16 protein-coding genes and 1 tRNA gene are annotated in these 16083 nt (G+C 71.4%); 6 read left to right on the forward strand and 11 right to left on the reverse strand.

The window, feature by feature from the left end:
- Nucleotides 1–109: 109 nt before the first annotated feature.
- Nucleotides 110–1336 (forward strand): polysaccharide deacetylase family protein, encoded by a 1227-nt coding sequence (locus L0P92_RS32165; RefSeq protein ID WP_372497365.1) that lies wholly within the window; start codon nucleotides 110–112, stop codon nucleotides 1334–1336.
- A gap of 114 nt (nucleotides 1337–1450) precedes the next feature.
- Complete coding sequence (locus tag L0P92_RS32170; RefSeq protein WP_234766583.1) at nucleotides 1451–2620, forward strand: amidase domain-containing protein; 1170 nt, start codon at nucleotides 1451–1453, stop codon at nucleotides 2618–2620.
- Nucleotides 2621–2659: 39 nt separating this feature from the next.
- Here L0P92_RS32170 and L0P92_RS32175 read toward each other — a convergent pair whose 3' ends face one another.
- Nucleotides 2660–4078 (reverse strand): hypothetical protein, encoded by a 1419-nt coding sequence (locus tag L0P92_RS32175; RefSeq protein WP_234766584.1) that lies wholly within the window; start codon nucleotides 4076–4078, stop codon nucleotides 2660–2662.
- 73 nt (nucleotides 4079–4151) lie between these two features.
- Nucleotides 4152–4925 carry a DUF4097 family beta strand repeat-containing protein gene (locus tag L0P92_RS32180; protein ID WP_234766585.1) on the reverse strand — a complete coding sequence of 258 codons (774 nt, stop codon included), beginning with the start codon at nucleotides 4923–4925 and terminating at the stop codon, nucleotides 4152–4154.
- A gap of 223 nt (nucleotides 4926–5148) precedes the next feature.
- Between L0P92_RS32180 and L0P92_RS32185 the strand changes: the two genes are divergently transcribed.
- A tRNA-Val gene (locus L0P92_RS32185) sits at nucleotides 5149–5220 on the forward strand.
- A gap of 86 nt (nucleotides 5221–5306) precedes the next feature.
- On the opposite strand, the gene L0P92_RS32190 is transcribed toward L0P92_RS32185, so the two are convergent.
- The 4 genes from L0P92_RS32190 to L0P92_RS32205 form a co-directional block, all read right to left on the reverse strand.
- Nucleotides 5307–5738: a PASTA domain-containing protein gene (locus tag L0P92_RS32190; protein ID WP_234766586.1), complete on the reverse strand. Its 432-nt coding sequence runs from the start codon at nucleotides 5736–5738 to the stop codon at nucleotides 5307–5309.
- A gap of 127 nt (nucleotides 5739–5865) precedes the next feature.
- Entirely contained in the window at nucleotides 5866–6210 is a 345-nt protein-coding gene (locus L0P92_RS32195) for a DUF8825 domain-containing protein (RefSeq protein ID WP_234766587.1), read from the reverse strand.
- Nucleotides 6211–6340: 130 nt separating this feature from the next.
- On the reverse strand, nucleotides 6341–6796 hold the full coding sequence (locus tag L0P92_RS32200; protein WP_234766588.1) for a VOC family protein: 456 nt from the start codon (nucleotides 6794–6796) through the stop codon (nucleotides 6341–6343).
- 67 nt (nucleotides 6797–6863) lie between these two features.
- Complete coding sequence (locus L0P92_RS32205) at nucleotides 6864–7802, reverse strand: ketopantoate reductase family protein (protein WP_234766589.1); 939 nt, start codon at nucleotides 7800–7802, stop codon at nucleotides 6864–6866.
- A gap of 89 nt (nucleotides 7803–7891) precedes the next feature.
- Here L0P92_RS32205 and L0P92_RS32210 point away from each other — a divergent pair, with 89 nt between their 5' ends.
- Nucleotides 7892–8128 (forward strand): DUF2277 domain-containing protein, encoded by a 237-nt coding sequence (locus L0P92_RS32210; protein WP_234766590.1) that lies wholly within the window; start codon nucleotides 7892–7894, stop codon nucleotides 8126–8128.
- 208 nt (nucleotides 8129–8336) lie between these two features.
- Here the strand turns inward: L0P92_RS32210 and L0P92_RS32215 are convergent, their stop codons facing one another.
- The 5 genes from L0P92_RS32215 to L0P92_RS32235 form a co-directional block, all read right to left on the reverse strand.
- On the reverse strand, nucleotides 8337–8936 hold the full coding sequence (locus L0P92_RS32215) for a DedA family protein (RefSeq protein ID WP_237696332.1): 600 nt from the start codon (nucleotides 8934–8936) through the stop codon (nucleotides 8337–8339).
- 276 nt (nucleotides 8937–9212) lie between these two features.
- Nucleotides 9213–9650: a DoxX family protein gene (locus tag L0P92_RS32220; RefSeq protein ID WP_234766592.1), complete on the reverse strand. Its 438-nt coding sequence runs from the start codon at nucleotides 9648–9650 to the stop codon at nucleotides 9213–9215.
- A 91-nt stretch (nucleotides 9651–9741) separates the two neighbouring features.
- Complete coding sequence (locus tag L0P92_RS32225; RefSeq protein WP_234766593.1) at nucleotides 9742–11712, reverse strand: FAD/NAD(P)-binding protein; 1971 nt, start codon at nucleotides 11710–11712, stop codon at nucleotides 9742–9744.
- A gap of 267 nt (nucleotides 11713–11979) precedes the next feature.
- Nucleotides 11980–13608 (reverse strand): alkaline phosphatase D family protein, encoded by a 1629-nt coding sequence (locus L0P92_RS32230; protein ID WP_234766594.1) that lies wholly within the window; start codon nucleotides 13606–13608, stop codon nucleotides 11980–11982.
- A gap of 106 nt (nucleotides 13609–13714) precedes the next feature.
- The gene (locus L0P92_RS32235) at nucleotides 13715–14359 is read right to left on the reverse strand and encodes an HNH endonuclease family protein (RefSeq protein ID WP_234766595.1); all 645 of its coding nucleotides are present in this window, start codon (nucleotides 14357–14359) and stop codon (nucleotides 13715–13717) included.
- Between the two features lie 385 nt (nucleotides 14360–14744).
- Here L0P92_RS32235 and L0P92_RS32240 point away from each other — a divergent pair, with 385 nt between their 5' ends.
- Complete coding sequence (locus L0P92_RS32240; protein WP_234766596.1) at nucleotides 14745–15326, forward strand: TMEM165/GDT1 family protein; 582 nt, start codon at nucleotides 14745–14747, stop codon at nucleotides 15324–15326.
- 245 nt (nucleotides 15327–15571) lie between these two features.
- Nucleotides 15572–16083: HAD-IA family hydrolase (locus tag L0P92_RS32245; RefSeq protein ID WP_234766597.1), on the forward strand; the 512-nt coding region annotated here is incomplete at its 3' end.

The following is a 16083-nucleotide window of genomic DNA, read 5'->3' on the forward strand; positions in this document are numbered from 1 at the left end:
CCCCTCGCAGAACGGCCCGCCCATGTCGTCGAAATCCGGCCACCGCCGCCGAGCCCACGCAGCCCGTCGCCGGGTACGCGCGTCCGAGCATTCCGTCCGTATGGGAGCGATGGCGGTGGCCGTCCTTCTCTTCGCCCTGGTGGTCCCCGTGGCCTACAAGAGCCTGACCGGCTCGGACCGCACCACACCGATCGCGTCCGCCGGCGACCGGGGCGGCCCGGCCACGGAGGAACCGCCCGCAAGACCCTCCGAGGAGCCCGAGTGGGACGGGCGGACGAAGGTGCTCGGCGACGGCTCGACCTCGTACACCGGACCGCAGAAGGGCACGTTGAAGCCCAAGCGGCTCAAACCCGGTGAGAAACCGCCCCAGTTCGTCGTCTTCTCCTGGGACGGTGCCCTGGCGGGCGACGACGAGCTCTTCGCGCACTACCGGGAGCTGGCCGAGAAGTACGACGCCCACATGACGTTCTTCCTCACCGGCATCTACCTGCTGCCCAAGGACAAGGCGAAGCTCTACGCCCCGCCGCAGCACGACAAGGGGGCCGCGGCCATCAGCTACCCCACCGACGAGCACATCCGCACCACGCTGGAACAGCTCGGCAAGGCGTGGAAGGAGGGGCACGAGATCGGGACGCACTTCAACGGCCACTTCTGCGGTGTCCGCGGCGGTGGCTACTGGAGCGTCGACGAGTGGAAGAGCGAGATCGACCAGTTCTACGACTTCGCTCAGAAGTGGAAGACCAACACCGGTTACACCGACATGGACCCCCTGCCGTTCGACTTCCGCAGGGAGATCACCGGCGGCCGCGCACCCTGTCTGGAAGGCCAGGCGAACCTGCTGAAGGCCGCCAAGAGCTACGGCTGGCGCTACGACGCCAGCTCCACCGGCGACTTCCAGATATGGCCCACGAAGAAGAACGGCATCTGGGACTTCCCGCTGCAGATGCTCCCGTACGAGGGCGGCGACTTCCAGGGCCTGTCCATGGACTTCAACTTCCTCTACAACCAGTCCGACGGCCAGACCGACGGTGACCCGGCCCGGCACGCCGAGTGGCAGCAGGAGACGCTCGGCACCTACATGGCCGGCTTCAACCGGGTCTACTACGGCAGCCGGGCGCCGCTGTTCATCGGCAACCACTTCGAGGAGTGGAACGGCGGCATCTACATGAAGGCCGTCGACCAGGTCATCAAGAACGTCTGCACCAAGAAGGACGTCAAGTGCGTGTCCTTCAGGGAGCTCGCCGACTGGATGGACGTACAGGAACCGGAGACCCTGCGGCGGCTGCGCGGTCTGGATCCGGCGCAGTCGCCGGACTGGGCGACGGTGGTGAAGTAGCCGGACGACGAGAGCTCGGTGCGCGTTCAACTGCCCCCGAGTGTGGGGGAGTTGAGGAGATGGTGTAAAGATTCCTTGCCCGGCTTCGACCACCCCGGGCCAAGGAGAATCCCCGTGAGATCAAGAACACCGAGCCGTACGCGCCGCCGCGCCACCATAGTCGCGGCGGCCACCGCCTCGATCGCCGCCGGAGCGGCACTGCTGCCCACCTGGAGCGCCGGCGCCGCGGTCGCCGACGACCCGACGGTGGACGCCAGGACCAGGGCCACCTTCCAGCGACTGGCCGACGCGGTCTTCACCGACCGCACCAACGCCCTCGTGGCCGGGCCGGAGAAGCCGCTGACCGACCGCTTCTCCGGCGACGTACGCCTGTCCTCCCGCACGGCCCGCGGCGAGGAAGCCGCCCTGTCCACGCTGGAGAGGCGCAAGGACCTGCTCGCCCGGCTCGGCGAGCGGTACCGCGAGGCGGACACCGCCGTCACCCTGGACGCCACACGCGTGACCGGCCGTACGGCCAAGGCCACCGTCACCGAGACCACGACCCTGACCTACGCCGAGGTCCGCGGCGACGAGCCGGCGACCACCGGCTTCCAGGCCCGTCACGAACTCACCTTCACCGCCGACCGGCGCGGCGACTGGCAGCTGACCGGCATCCGCGACACCGACCCGGGCGTCGCGGTGAACACGATCGCCAAGCCGTCCGTGAAGGCGCCGAAGGCACCCGCCGTGGACGACACCATGCCCTCCGCCCCGCGCGCCGCGACCACCTACCCCGCCCCGGCGAAGCCCAAGACCCTCACGGGCACGGCCCTGGACTACAAGGGCATGGCGGCGTACGCGGAGAAGTACTGGAGGAACTACAACACGGACTACCCCGACTTCAACGGCCAGGGCGCCGGCGGCGACTGCACCAACTTCGTCAGCCAGGCCCTGAAGGCCGGCGGCTGGAAGCACGTGCCCGGTTACGTCTACGACTACACGAGGTGGTTCGGCAACGCCGAGATCCAGTCGCACTCGTTCGTCGGCGTCAACGAGTGGTCCTGGTTCGCCCAGAACTCCAAGCGGACCACCAGCCTCGCCAACGTCTACCAGATGGACATCGGCGACGTGCTCCAGATGGACTTCGACAAGAACGGCTCCAAGGACCACACGATGATCGTCACCTACCGCAGCCCGCAGGGCATGCCGTATCTGACATACCACTCCACGAACACCTACCGGCGTTCACTGGCCAGCGTCATCGCGTCCGACCCGAACGCCGCGTACTACGCCTACCGCACCTGAGCATCCTGCCGGGCGGAGGTGGTCCGGCCGGTACGGCTCTCAGTGCCCGCCTCCGCGCTCCTCGCGGATCTGGGCGACGACCCGGGCCACCGTCCGCCGTACCGCCTCCGTCTCGGTCAGGAAGTGCCAGTAGTCCGGGTGCCGCCCCTCCAGCGTGCCGGTCGCCCGCTCCAGCCGGGCGACCGAGTCGTCCAGCGGGCGCGCGTGCCGCGGATCCGGGGTGTTCCGCCCGGCCATGGCCAGCCGCTGGGCGTCCCGGATCGCGAACCGCGTCCGGTCGATCTCCTGCTGCGGATCCTTCTGCACGGCGTTCAGCCGCCGCAGCCGGTCGCCGGCCGCCGACACCGACTCGTCGGTGCTGTTCAGCAGCGCCCGCACCGTCGACAGCAGTGCGGTGGCGTCCGGCCAGCGCTGCTCGTCGCGCGCGGCACGTGCCTCCTTCAGCTTGAGCTCGGCCTGCCGTACGTTCTCCGCGGCCCCGTCCGGCACTCCCTGGAGGTCCTGCCAGCACGCCACCGTGAACCGCCGCCGCAGCTCGCTCAGCACCGGCTCGACCTGCCCGGCACGGGTGGTCAGCGCCTGCGCGCGGGTCCGCAGCGACACGAGCCGGTGATCGATCTCGGCGGCCCGCTCCGGCAGCCGCTCGGCCTCCACCCGGACCGCTTCCGCCTCCCTTGCTACCCGCTCGGCACGCTCCAGGGTCTGCGGGACGCCATGCTGCCCGGCACCCTGGTTCAGCCTGGTCAGCTCCGGCGCGAGCGCCGCGAGCCGGGCCGCGAGGTCGTCGGCCCGCAGCCCCGACGCCCGTACGGCGTCCAGCGCGTTCGAGGCGGCCAGCAGGCCCTGCCGGGCGCGCTCGACGGCCGGGGCGAGGCGGGCCAGCTGGGTCTCGGCCTTGCCGAGCAGCGGCCCGAGCCCGTCGGCGAACCGCTCCAGCTCCCGCTTGACGTTGTCGAGGTCGTCCTTGGCGCTGGTCAGCTCGCCACGGGCCCGGGCGGCGACCGAGGCCTCCAGGTCGTCGCGGTCGAGGTCATGGGCGTCGACGGCCTGGATGTACCGGTGGGAGACCTCGTCGATACGCCGGCCGAGGGCCTCGAAGTCGGTGATCGCCCGGCGGGCGGCGGGGGAGTCGTCCACCGCCGTGATCGTCTCGATCGAGATGCGCAGATCCCGCTGGGCGGTGTCCAGCTCGTAGAACGCGGCCGCCGCGGCGTCCTTCGCGGCCTGCGCCTCGGCGCGCTGGCTCTCGGCCCGCCCGCCGAACCAGCGCCGGGTGCCGCCGCCGGCGAACGCGGCGGGCAGGGCGAGGGCGACGACGAGGGGGAGCGCGGCGAGAGCCAGGGTGTCCCGCAGGGCCTGGCGCGAGCCGCCCGAGATCGTGGGGCCGGCCCCGGCCGACGGGACCTCCGGCGCGCGCGGCGCTGACGGCGAGTTCGGCTTCGGAGGTGTCGCCGTCACATCCCTCTCCCGTGCTGTCATTCACCCTGCCCGGTTCATTCTCCCACCGGTATAGGACGAACACACGGGCCGGTTAGTTCGCGATGCGCACCGTGACATTTCCGTCGCCGGTGCGGGCGGACACGGCGTGGGAGCTGGTGTTGTCCCGGGGCACGGTCACATCCACCGAGCCGTCGCCGGTCTGGGTCGTCACGTCGTACGTCGACCGCGGCAGCTCGATGGTCACCGAGCCGTCGCCGCTGCGGGTCTCCACCCGGTCCGGCACGGTGCCCAGTTCGAGCCGCACCGACCCGTCCCCGGTGCGCGCCTTCACCTGCCGCGACGAGACGTCGGAGACCCGCACGGACCCGTCCCCGGTCCGCAGATCCAGCGGCCCGCTGGAGTCGGTGACATGCACGGACCCGTCCCCCGTGTACACACTCAGGGCCTCCTCGAACCCCCGCGCCCGCACACTCCCGTCCCCGTCCTTGACCTTCACCGTGACTCCGCGCGGCACCTCGATACGGTGCTTGCTGGAACAGTCGGCGATCATGCCGCTGCACTTCTCCCTCAGCACCAGCCGGTCGTCCTTCATCGACCAGGTCACCTTCGGGTCCGACCCGATCGCGACGGACCCCTGGAACCACCGGGTGACCTCCACCGTGCCGGCCTTGTTCCCGTCGGCGGCGACGATCTCCAACGCCGAGTCGTCGGAGTCCACGGTCAGCGTCCGCCCCTCCAGCGCGAAGGCCCGGTGCTCGGGTTCCTCGTCGTCCCCCGCGGAGGCCCCACACGCGGCGAGCCCTCCGACCAGCGCCACGACGACTCCGACGGCGGCGACAGCGCGGACGGCAACGGTACGGGCCATGACGATCTCCCCCTGAGACTCCCTGAGACCTGCCCTTCAGGCCCGGCCCAGGATTCGGATGATGGTTCGACCGTACGGATCCGCCGCGCCGGTGGGGATCCGGGCCACTCCCGGATCCAGGGTGGGGATAACCCCAGGACGCCCCGCATTCCCTCGCCCCCACGGTCCCGATACGGGTTTGCGGGACATGGCCCCTGGCAAGGTAGGCTGTCGACTCGTTCTCGGGTGCGTAGCTCAGGGGTAGAGCGCCTGCCTTACAAGCAGGATGTCGGCGGTTCGAAACCGTCCGCGCCCACAGGCTCCAAGTAGCAGGTCAGAGGCCCCGCATCGATCATGGTGCGGGGCCTTGTGCAGATCTACTGGGAGCTGAACGGGAGTGGTTCAGCAGGCCTCGTCGTCCTTGACCGCGTACAGGGTCACGGGCGTGTCCGTGGGGTGGGTGCCGGGCTCGGGGTCCTGGCGGCACACGGTCCAGTTGCGGTCGAAGACCTGCAAGCGGTTCTGGCCGCTGGCGTCCTGGTCGTCGAGGACGTAGAACCCGGCGGCCTGCGCCTCGTCCTGTGCGGCCTGAAGGTCCTTGCCGACGAAGTCGGGCAGCGACGCGGTCTCGGACTCGGCCTCTTCGGCGCCGGAGTCGTCCGCCGGCGCCTCCGAATCGGCCTCGGCGGTGTCAGTCTCCTGCATCGTCCGGCCGCCGGTGTCCTCTGCCGAGGCGGCCGGCTTGCTGGAGCCGCTGTCGTCCGTGCCCTCGCAGGCCGTGAGCGTGAGCAGCGCCGCGGCGGCGAGCGCCGCGGCGATGGTACGGGTGCGCATGGTCCCCCCTGGGATGTTGTGCCTGGACGAACATCATCCGGCAGGTGGGGGGTATGTGAAGCAGTTGTGTGCATTTTGTGACGCCGAAACCGTGCAGGGCGTGGTCGCGGCCGGGGCCTTCGCGTTCTCAGCCCTCCTGCGGTGCCGACGTCTCCTGGGCGTGCTTCAGCTGGGAGCGGGCGTCGATCCGTTCGGCTCCGGCGAGTTCGGACCAGTAGCGGTGGCCGCTGATGAAGATCGCGAGTTCGTGTTCGCGGCGGCGGAGCTTCTCCACGTGGGCCTGTTCGTCTTCCGTCCAGCCCGGGGAGGCGGGGCGTTCGACCTTGCGCCAGCCGTTGTCGTCGCTGAAGGCGTCCAGTGGTGCGACCGACCAGGGGAGCCGCTTCAGCAGGGCCGACAGCTCGGCCCGGACCTGATGCAGCTCCTCCTGGCCGGCGAGGAGGTCACTCGGAAAGTCATAGGGCGTAGCCACGAGCCAATGCTACGCCTGTTCGATTTTGGGTGGCGAGTTGGTTCGGGTGGTTCATGCGAACGGGTGTGTGGGCGGGTGAGAGGGGCCCGGCCCCGGACAGGGGCTGTGGCCGACGCCGTCGCAACGGGCCTCAGACGACGTCGAATTCGTTGCCCTCGGGGTCCTGCATCGCGGTGGCGTAGAGGCCCATGCCCGGCTCGTCCTTGATCCGCAGCACGGTGGCGCCGGCTTTGAGCAGCCGTTCCACCGTGGTCTTGACCCGCTGTGCGCGGACGTCCACGGGGACGTCACGGCCCCCGCCGACCTTCAGGTCGAAGTGCCACCGGTTCTTGGCGACCTTCGGTTCCGGGACCTGCTGGAACCACACCCTCGGTCCACGTCCCGCGGGATCGATGATCGACTCCGGGACATCCCCGGCACCGGGCGGCAGCTCTTCCTCGGGCACCCCCATCGCCGCCCAGTGGGCACGCCATGTGGTGTGCCCGCCGGGCGGAGGCTCGGGGACGTAGCCCAGGGCCTCCGCCCAGAAGGTCACCATTCTCTGCGGGTCGGAGCAGTCGATCGTCAGCTGCACTGTCATCTCCATGCTCGGAGCATCCCAGGCAGGTCTGACAACCGACCTGCTTCGCGACCGGCCCGCCGCCCGCCGCGCCCTACAGGCCGGCTTCCCTCAACTCGCTCACCAGGCCGGCTGTTACCGGTGCGGGGATCCCATGCTGCTCCGCCGCGCGCAGCAACGCGCCGCCGATGGCGTCCAGTTCAAGAGGGCGGGCCGCCTCGGCGTCGCGCTGCATCGACGACTTCGTGCCCGGAGGGAAGGCGTCGTAGCGGGCGAGGGCCTGGGCCGGGTCGGCGGGGCCGCCGCAGGCGCGGCTGACGGCTGCCGTCTCCTCGACCAGGGCCGTCAACTGCTCGCGGTGGTGGGTGCGTACGTCGCCGAGGGGGAGGGCGTGGCGGGTGGTCAGCAGGGCGAAGGGGGCCAGGAAGGACATCTTCGCCCAGAGGGCCGCCGTCTCGTCGGGGAGGACGCGGGTGGTGGGGCCGGCCGTGTCGAGGGCCTGCGCCAGGGCGTCGAGGCGGTCGCGGGGGACCGTGTCGCCGGTGAGGTCGATCTCGGCGAACGGGCTGGCGTGTTCGATCCGCCCCGGGGCGACGCGGGTCGACTCGACGCGGATGACGGCGGGGGCGACACGGTCGGGTCGGTACCGGGCGCGGAGGGTCGCCGGGTGTTCGACGCCGTTCAGGAAGGGGACGATCAGGGCGTCGTCGCCGAGTGCGGTGGGCGGTACGCGGGTCAGGGCGGCGTCCAGGGCGGTCGCCTTGACCGTGATCAGGCAGGCGTCGACCGGTTCACGGAGCTCGGTGTCCGACTCGACCTGTGCCGTGAAGTCACCGAAGCGGGCGCTGCGGATCTGGATCCCGTTCGTCCGCAGGGCCTCGGCCGTCTCGTCACCGCCCAGGCAGATGACACGGTGGCCGGCCCTGGACAGCAGGGCGGCGAGCAGGCCGCCGATGCCGCCCGGGCCCAGTACCGCCACGGTGAGCCGGTCGGTCGGGGTCGTCTGTCGTGCCGTGGTGCTCTGCGCCGTCATGCGATTCCTCTCGTCGGTCGGCCCCGTTGCGGTGGCCGCCTCGACGTGATCATGGCAGACGGACCCCTCCCCGAGGGAGACTGTTCAGCATGTGCCGCAGTATCAAGACGCTTCGTCCGCCCGTACTGCTCGAGGAGGCGACAGAGGACGAGATCCGAGCCGCCGCCCTCCAGTACGTCCGCAAGGTCTCCGGCTTCCGCGCCCCGGCCGCCCACAACCGGGAGGTCTTCGACCACGCCGTCGACGTGATCGCGGCCGCCACGGCCGAACTGCTCGACGGGCTGGAGGTACGGGGAGCCACCGCGGCGACCCGCAAGGCCGGGTAGGGCGACGGGGGAGGTATCCGGGGCCGTACGCCGGCGGGTGCGTCGCCGGGGTACGGGGTCCGGCCGTGCGGCTTCACCGGCGACCACTACGGCGGACCGGACAGTTACCTCGGCCCCCGGCCAGCGGATGGGCGCGGCCACGCAGGCCACCCAAGCGTCGAAGCGGACGCCCGCCCAGCCGCCAGCCTCCCCGCCCCCAGCGGAGCGTCTACGCCGGGGTTCGGCGCATCAGGTACGTGGCCCCCGCACCCGCCGCGAACAGTGCCGCGACCGAGACGGCCGTGGCCAGCCAGGTCGCGCCGAGCCACTGGGCGCCGAAGTAGCCGAGGGCCACGCTGTAGGTGGCCCAGGTCAGGCCGGCCAGGGCGGACCAGGGGAGGAAGTCGCGGGGGCTGCGGTGGGTGGCGCCGGCGCTGAGGGAGGCGACCGAGCGGCCGGCGGGCGCGAAGCGGGCGAGGACCACCAGGGCGCCGCCGCCTCGGGCGAGTGCGGTGCCGAGACGTTCCTGCGCCGAGGTGAGGCGGCGGGAGCGGGCGATGGCGCGGTCCAGGCGGGCGCCGCCGCGCCAGGCGAGGCGGTAGGCGACCAGGTCACCCAGGACGGAGGCGGTCGCCGCGCAGAGGGTCAGGGCGAGGATGTCGGGGACGTCACCGGGGACCTGGCCGGTCGCGGCACCCGTTCCCGCGGCCGCCGCCGTCGCGGCCGTGATCACCAGGACACCGCTGGGCAGGACGGGGACGAACACGTCCAGCAGGACCGACAGTCCTACGACCACGTAGATCCATGGGGCCGCCGTCAGCGCACCCATGTCCTCGAGACCCTCGAGCACCGCAACTCCCCGTTTACCCCCGTGGCCGGTCCGTGCCGTGCCGCGATGTCGCGGGGGAGCGGCAGGTGCGGCCTATGACAGCCATACAGCGTACGCCGGGGGTGGGGCAGGAGATTCATCGGGGGCTCGTGTGTTCGGCACAGCATCTTCACCCGGCTGCCGCCGGACCGGACGGCCGCCCTCCGATCGAGAACGACGGCGCCCGTACCCGCGTGAGCCGCGCGCAGGTACAGACGCCGTTCAAGGGCGGAGGCGTCAGGCCGCCACCGGCGTCTTGTCGGCCGCCGTCCGGCCCTGCGCCTCGGACCGCTTGGCGAACAGGCGGTCCACCCCGAACGCTCCGGAGCCCGTGAAGATCAGCAGGAACATGGCCCAGCAGTACATGGCGGCACCTTCGCCGCTGTTCTCGATGGGCCACAGCGCCTGCGGCTGGTGGACCTTGAAGTACGCGTACGCCATGGCGCCGGAGGCGATGAACGCCGCCGCGCGGGTGCCGAGGCCGAGCAGGACCAGGCTGCCGCCGACGAGTTCGATCACGGCGGCGAACCAGCCGGGCCAGGTGCCGGCCTCGACGGTCTCGCCTCCGAAGGTGCCGAAGAGCGAGTTGGCGCCGTGGCAGGCGAAGAGCAGGCCGACGACGATGCGGAACAGGCCGATGGCATACGGCTGGGCGCTGTTGAGGCGTCCGGTCATGTGGGGGACTCCCTCGGTCTGAGGTTCACCGGTTCCTGTAAGGAACGGCGCGGGGACGGATACTGATCGGTAAGCCCCACGTTAGGTAGCCCTAATCAACACTTGCAAGTTCAACATTTGGCCACGTTTCGGCATCGGTATCCCCATGCGCCCCGGACACAACCGCACGTAGCGCGGCTCTCGCCACCGCATCCGCGTCCGAAAGAGTGACCGAATCCACACCCGGCCGCGCCCCCGCCGCCGTCACCCAGTGCACACCCTCCGTAGGCACACCGAACGCGAACCGCCGTGCGTGCGCCTGCCCCTGACGGTCGATCAGGCGGTACGGGCGCTGTGTCACGTCCACCCCTCCCGTTTCATGACCGTCGACGGTGTGCGGACGGCACTGCCCTCGCTTCAGCAGCCGGGCCAGCAGGTCGTCGGCGCTCCGGCGCACATCGGGCTCCGGCAGCCGCGCCTCGACGAGAGTCGTCGCCCGCACCGTCGAACCCGGCACCTCCGGCGAGCACGCCACCCAGGCCCCGTCCTCCTCCCGCACCTCCAGCCGGGGCCCGAGCACCTCCACCACACCCGCCTCCATCAGGGCCACCAGCTCTTCCACCCGGCGCCGGGGCGGACCGATGGACAGGAAGGCGTTGAGCGGGGTGTACCAGCGGTCCAGGTGGTCCCGTCGGGAGGCGCCGGTGAGGCCGCCGTGGTCGACGATCAGACGGAGCTCGTTGCGCAGGTCGCGCAGCACGTCGAGGGCCGACTTCAGCGGCCCGCGCACATTGCCCCGGGCGGCCTGCGCGGCGTCCTCACGCAGATACGCCAGCAGCCAGCCGCGCCACTGCCCCGGATCCGCGAAGTCGCGTCCCGCGTACGGCCGGGAGATCCGGTCCCAGCAGAAGCGCTCATGCTCCGGCACGCCGAACTCCGCGAGCAGGCCGGCCTCCTGGGGATCGCCGTGCGGCACGGCGAGAAAGCGCTCGACGAACTCCGGCCGCCCGGCCGCCCCCGGCGTACGCCGCGCGCGCGGTATGTAAGGCGTGTGCGGCGTGTGCGGAAGCAGCGGTATCAGCGCCGCGTAGTACACCGCCTCCACCTCCTTCGCCACCAACGGCCATATCTCCGCCAGGAAGTCCGGCGCCTCACCCGAGTCCGCCCGCTTGCGGAAACCGGCGATCACCTCGGGCGTCAGAACGCGCGGAAGATGCCGGCCGTACGGCCCCTTCGCGTTGTCGCCGCGCGCCTGGTACGGGATGCCGCGCCGCGAACCGGCGTACAGGAGCGGCTCGTTGCCGGAGCGGAGGTACCGCAGTCCTCCGGCGGCGTCCGGTACGAAGCGGCCGCCGCGGCCCGTCGTCAACAGGGCCATGTGGTCGAAGAAGTTGAGGCCGAGGCCGCGCAACAGCACCGGTTCGCCGGGGGACACGGAGGACAGGTCGACGTCGGCCGGGTTCGCGGGGGCCACGTAGCGCAGACCGTGGCGTTCGGCGTACGACGTGAGGCGGCGCTGTGTCGCGTCGGCGGCCGTCGGCAGATGCCCCTGGGCCAGCACCACGACCGCCAGGCCGGGCAGGACGCGGCCGTCGTCGAGGGTGAGGACCTGGCTGCCGTCGGATGCGTCGTCGAGCCGTACCGCGCGGGCCGCGTACGTCTCCACGCGGACCGTCGGCGGAGCCTCGCGCACGACCCGCGCGAACACCCACTCCAGGTACCGGCCGTAGTGGGCGCGGGTCGGGTACTCGTCCGGGCCCAGCTCACCGCCCGCCCAGTCGTACAGGCTGGGGCCGGGCCGGATCGGGCCCGAGCAGTCCACGCTGTCGTCGGTGAACAACGTGACCTGCGAGGCCACCGTGTTCATCAGCAGCTCGGGCGACTGCGCCGTCCGCCACACCCGCCCGGGACCGGGCGGGGCCGGGTCGACGACGTGCACCGTGAGGCGCGTCCCGGGCGGGAGGAGTTCGGGCGCCGAGGCACACAGGCGTTCCAGGACGCTGGTGCCGCGGGGGCCGGCACCGACCAGGGCGAGGGAGACCGTGGGGGGCTCCGGGGTCGGTACGGAGGTCGGTGCGGTCAAGGGGATGACTCCCGGGCGTGGGGGGCGCGGTGGAAGCGGACGGTCCGCCTCATCATGCATCACGGACTTCGCGGTGGGTCCGGGGGAAGTCGGGTTCGATGGCGGGTGCGGGTCGTGGTGGGTTGCTCGCGCAGTTCCCCGCGCCCCTGGGTGGGCGGCCGCGAGGCCGACCTTCAGGGGCGCGGGGAACTGCGCGACCAGCCACATACGACCCGCAGCCGCCAACGCACCGCCAGCCCCCGAGCTCTCAGGCGACCGACCGCACCCTCACGACGAAAGCTCCGCCTCCGCCACCGTCTCAAGCCGCGCAGCACCCCGCGCCTGCTCCAACCGCATCCGCGCCGAACGCCCCCTCATCGTCAGGGTCATCAACTGGTTGCCGAACCACGGCCCGCCCGTGCGACGCCAGTCGATCGGCGGAGCCGGACAGCCCCCGTGCCCGGCGAACCGCCGCCCCAGCACCCGGGCGAGCCCGCTCCAGCCGAAGCGGAAGCCGAGGCGGATGGCCAGGGGGATGGCGTTGTGGACGGGGGAGCAGGTCAGCTGGAAGACGCGGGCGGCGGGCCCGGTGCCGTTCGGCCAGGTCGGTTCGGCCACGTAGGCGTGGTGGACGTCGCCCGAGAGCACGCACACCGTCGCCGGAGCCCCCGCCCCCGACCCGGCCTCGGCGATCAGCGCCGCCAGGGCGTCGAAGGACGACGGGAACGCCGCCCAGTGCTCCAGGTCCGCCCGCCGCCGCACATCCTCCCCGAACCGCGCCCAGCGCTCCCCGCGCTCGCCCCGGCACAGCGCCGCGTTCCAGGCCTCGGCGTCGTGCACCAGGTGCGGCAGCAGCCAGGGGAGGGACGTACCGATGAGGAGGTGGTCGTAGGAGCCGGGGGCGTCCAGGGCCTGCTCGCGTAGCCAGCGGGCCTCGCCGGGGTTGAGCATCGAGCGCGCGTCCTCGTCCAGGACGCGGGCCGCCCTCGTGTCCACCATCAGCAGCCGTACGCGGCCGAAGTCGCGCCGGTAGCTCCAGCGCACGGAGGACGGGTCGGCGTCCGCCTCGGAGGCGAAGGAGCGCAACAGGTCGGTGCCGTCGGGGGTTTCGCGTACGGCGGTGTAGAGCGGGTCCGCTGCCAGCTCGGCCGGGGGGAGGTTCCCCAGGTGCTGGTGCACCCAGTACGACATCAGCCCGCTCAGCAGCCGCTCCCGCCACCACGGCGTGGCCCGCATGTCGGCGAGCCAGGCGGCGGAGGTGTTCCAGTCGTCGATGACGTCGTGGTCGTCGAAGATCATGCAGCTGGGCACGGTGGAGAGCAGCCAGCGCACCTCCGGGTCGAGCCAGGACTCGTAGTAGAGGCGGGTGTACTCCTCGTAGTCCGCGACCTCGTCGCCCGGCGGGTCGCGCAGGTCGCGGCGGGCGGCCAGCCAGCGTCTGGTCGCGTTGGAGGTCTCGTCGGCGTACACCTGGTCGCCCAGCAGGACCAGTACGTCCGGCCGCTCGCCCTGCGGGTCGGCCGCGATCCGGGCGGCCAGCGTGTCCAGGGCGTCCGGGCCGACCGGATCCTTCTCGTCGGCGGGCGGCGCGGCCCAGCGGCAGGAGCCGAAGGCGAGCCGGACGGTGTCGCCCTCGGCGGGGGTGCGGATGACGGAGGGCGGGAAGGGGCTGTCGGGCAGCGGCCACACGCGGGTGCCGTCGAGGTGGATCTCGTAGGCCTCCGAGGATCCCGGGGTGAGGCCGCTCACCGGGATCAGGGCGTAGTGGTGGCCCGCGATCTGGAACGTGCGGGACGTGCCATGGGCGCCGTCCGCGCCGCGCACCTCGGCGGTGCACGGACGGCTCGCCTCGACCCACACGGTCGCGGACGAGCCGTCGGCATACCTCAGCAGTGGTCCAAGGCGCAGTTCGGCCACGTGATCGCCCTCCTCCGTCGCCCCGTACGGTACGGAACGACGGAGGAGAGCGGGGAGGTTCCGCAGGTCACGGTTTGCCGAACTCCGACGGATCCGGTCGGTGCCGTCAGCAGCTCGCGAGGTAGTTCGTGAGGGCGGACTTCTCGGCCGAGTCGACCGAGAGGTCGTAGTAGTACTTCACCTGGACCCAGGCGCGGACATAGGTGCAGCGGTAGGCGGTGCGCGACGGCATCCAGGTGGCCGGGTCCTGGTCGCCCTTGGCCTGGTTGACGTTGTCGGTGACCGCGATCAGCTGCGGGCGGGTCAGGTCGTTGGCGAACGACTGGCGCCGGGAAGTGGTCCAGCTGTCGGCGCCGGAGTCCCAGGCCTCGGCCAGCGGGACCAGGTGGTCGATGTCGACGTCGGAGGCGGCGCTCCAGGTGGCGCCGTCGTACGGGGAGTACCAGCTGCCGCTGGTGGCGGCGCAGGAGGAGTCGGTCACGACACCCGAGCCGTCGCGCTTGAGGACGGTCTCGCGGGTGTTGCAGGTGCCGGACTGGGTGATCCAGTGCGGGAAGAGGTCGCGGTCGTAGCCGGTGCGGTCCTCGGTGGCCACGGTGAGCGAGGCGAGGTAGGTGCGGGCGGTGGCGGCGCTGACGGGCGTGGGGAGCGCGGCGGAAGCGGTCGGGCCGTTGAAAAGTCCGACGGAGGCTATGACGCCGGTCAGCGCCGCGAGTATGCTGACGCGTCGACGCGCGTAGAACTTCGACATGTGCGAACTCCCTCGGGAGGTGGGGGTGTTGGCGGGCGAGCGATGGAATGCTCGCGACGCCCTGTTGCCGGGAGGTGTGCGTCGGGTAAGAAGTTAATGACGCGTACATGACATAACAAGGTTTACGGCGAAACGATCTCGTATCATGGGTGATGCGGAAGGGGAGTAGCTCTTCGCCGGACCGTCGACATACTGCTCAGCTCGTCTGAGCCGGCGCCCGGAGGCAGGCCTCGTTCACGAGGTCGGCCAGCGAGACCTTCGGCAAGCAGTGCACGCCCGTGCGACCTGGCGCGGGTGCCCATGTGTGCTGCCGTGCCGAGGTGTCGCAACGCAGTCGCAGTGCAGCATCGCTCTCGGTGGGGCAGCCCCGACCGATTGAGGAACCTTGATCAGCTTCACCGTGACGGCCGTCGTCTTCGGCGTCGTCTTCCTCGCCGAACTGCCCGACAAGACCGCACTCGCCGGGCTCGTCCTCGGCACGCGCTATCGCGCCTCCTACGTCTTCGCCGGCGTCGCCGCCGCGTTCGCGCTGCATGTCGCGCTGGCCGTGGCGGCCGGCAGTGTGCTGACGCTGTTGCCGCAGCAGATCGTGCACGCGGTGACCGGTGTGCTCTTCCTGGGCGGTGCCGCGGTGCTCCTCATGAAGAAGGACGAGGACGAGGAGGAGATCCGCAAGCCCGAGAACCAGTCCTTCTGGAAGGTGTCCGGGGCCGGGTTCATGCTCATCCTGGTCGCCGAGTTCGGGGATCTGACGCAGATCATGACGGCGAACCTCGCGGCGCGCTACGACGATCCGCTGTCGGTCGGCATCGGGGCCGTGCTGGCCCTGTGGGCCGTGGCGGGGATCGGGATCGTCGGCGGGAAGGCGCTGATGCGGCGGGTGCCGTTGCGGCTGATCACCAAGGTGGCGGCGTTGCTGATGCTCGGGCTGGGTGTGTGGAGCCTGTGGGAGGCGGTCGCCGGGTGAGGTCCGGTGAGGCCGGGTGGGGCCGAGTGGGGGCAGGGTGCGAGCCGGGGCTGAGCTGAACTGTCGGTGAACGGTTTCTGGAGGCGGTGGCGCTATCGGGATCGGTTTTGTACCGTGGAGGAACAAAGTGGCTCCCGCCCGTTTTCCCTGACCGGCGGGCGGGGCCGCCTTGTCCCTCCGGGGGTCACGCCTGGATCCCCGCGTCCTGCGCCTCTCGCCTCCCGCTTCTCGCCCTGGAGCTGCCGATGCCGGCCACCGTTCTCACCGCCCGTGCCCTGCTCCTCGACATGGACGGCACCCTCGTCAACTCCGATGCCGTCGTGGAACGGATCTGGCGTCGCTGGGCCGAGCGGCACGGGCTGGACGGCGACGAGGTGATGAAGGTCGTGCACGGACGGCAGGGGTACGCCTCGATGGCCCTGCTGCTGCCCGACCGGCCGATGGAGCAGAACCACGCGGACAACGCCCGCATGCTCGCCGAGGAGACGGCGGATGTGGCGGGCGTGGTGCCGATTCCGGGGGCGCCGGAGTTCCTGGCCTCGCTGCGGGGGCTGGGGCTGGCGTATGCCCTGGTGACGTCGGCCGATGTGCCGCTGTCCACGGCGCGGATGGCTGCCGCCGGGCTGGCGCTGCCGGAGGTGCGGGTGACCGCGGAGTCGGTGGGCGCGAGCAAGCCGGATCCGGAGGGGTTTCTCAAGGCGGCGGCCGAGTTGGGGGTCGCGCCGGAGGAGTGTGTGGTGTTCGAGGACTCGGGGGC

It is taken from the genome of Streptomyces muensis (assembly GCF_021474425.1).
In the GTDB taxonomy this organism is placed as follows: domain Bacteria; phylum Actinomycetota; class Actinomycetes; order Streptomycetales; family Streptomycetaceae; genus Streptomyces; species Streptomyces muensis.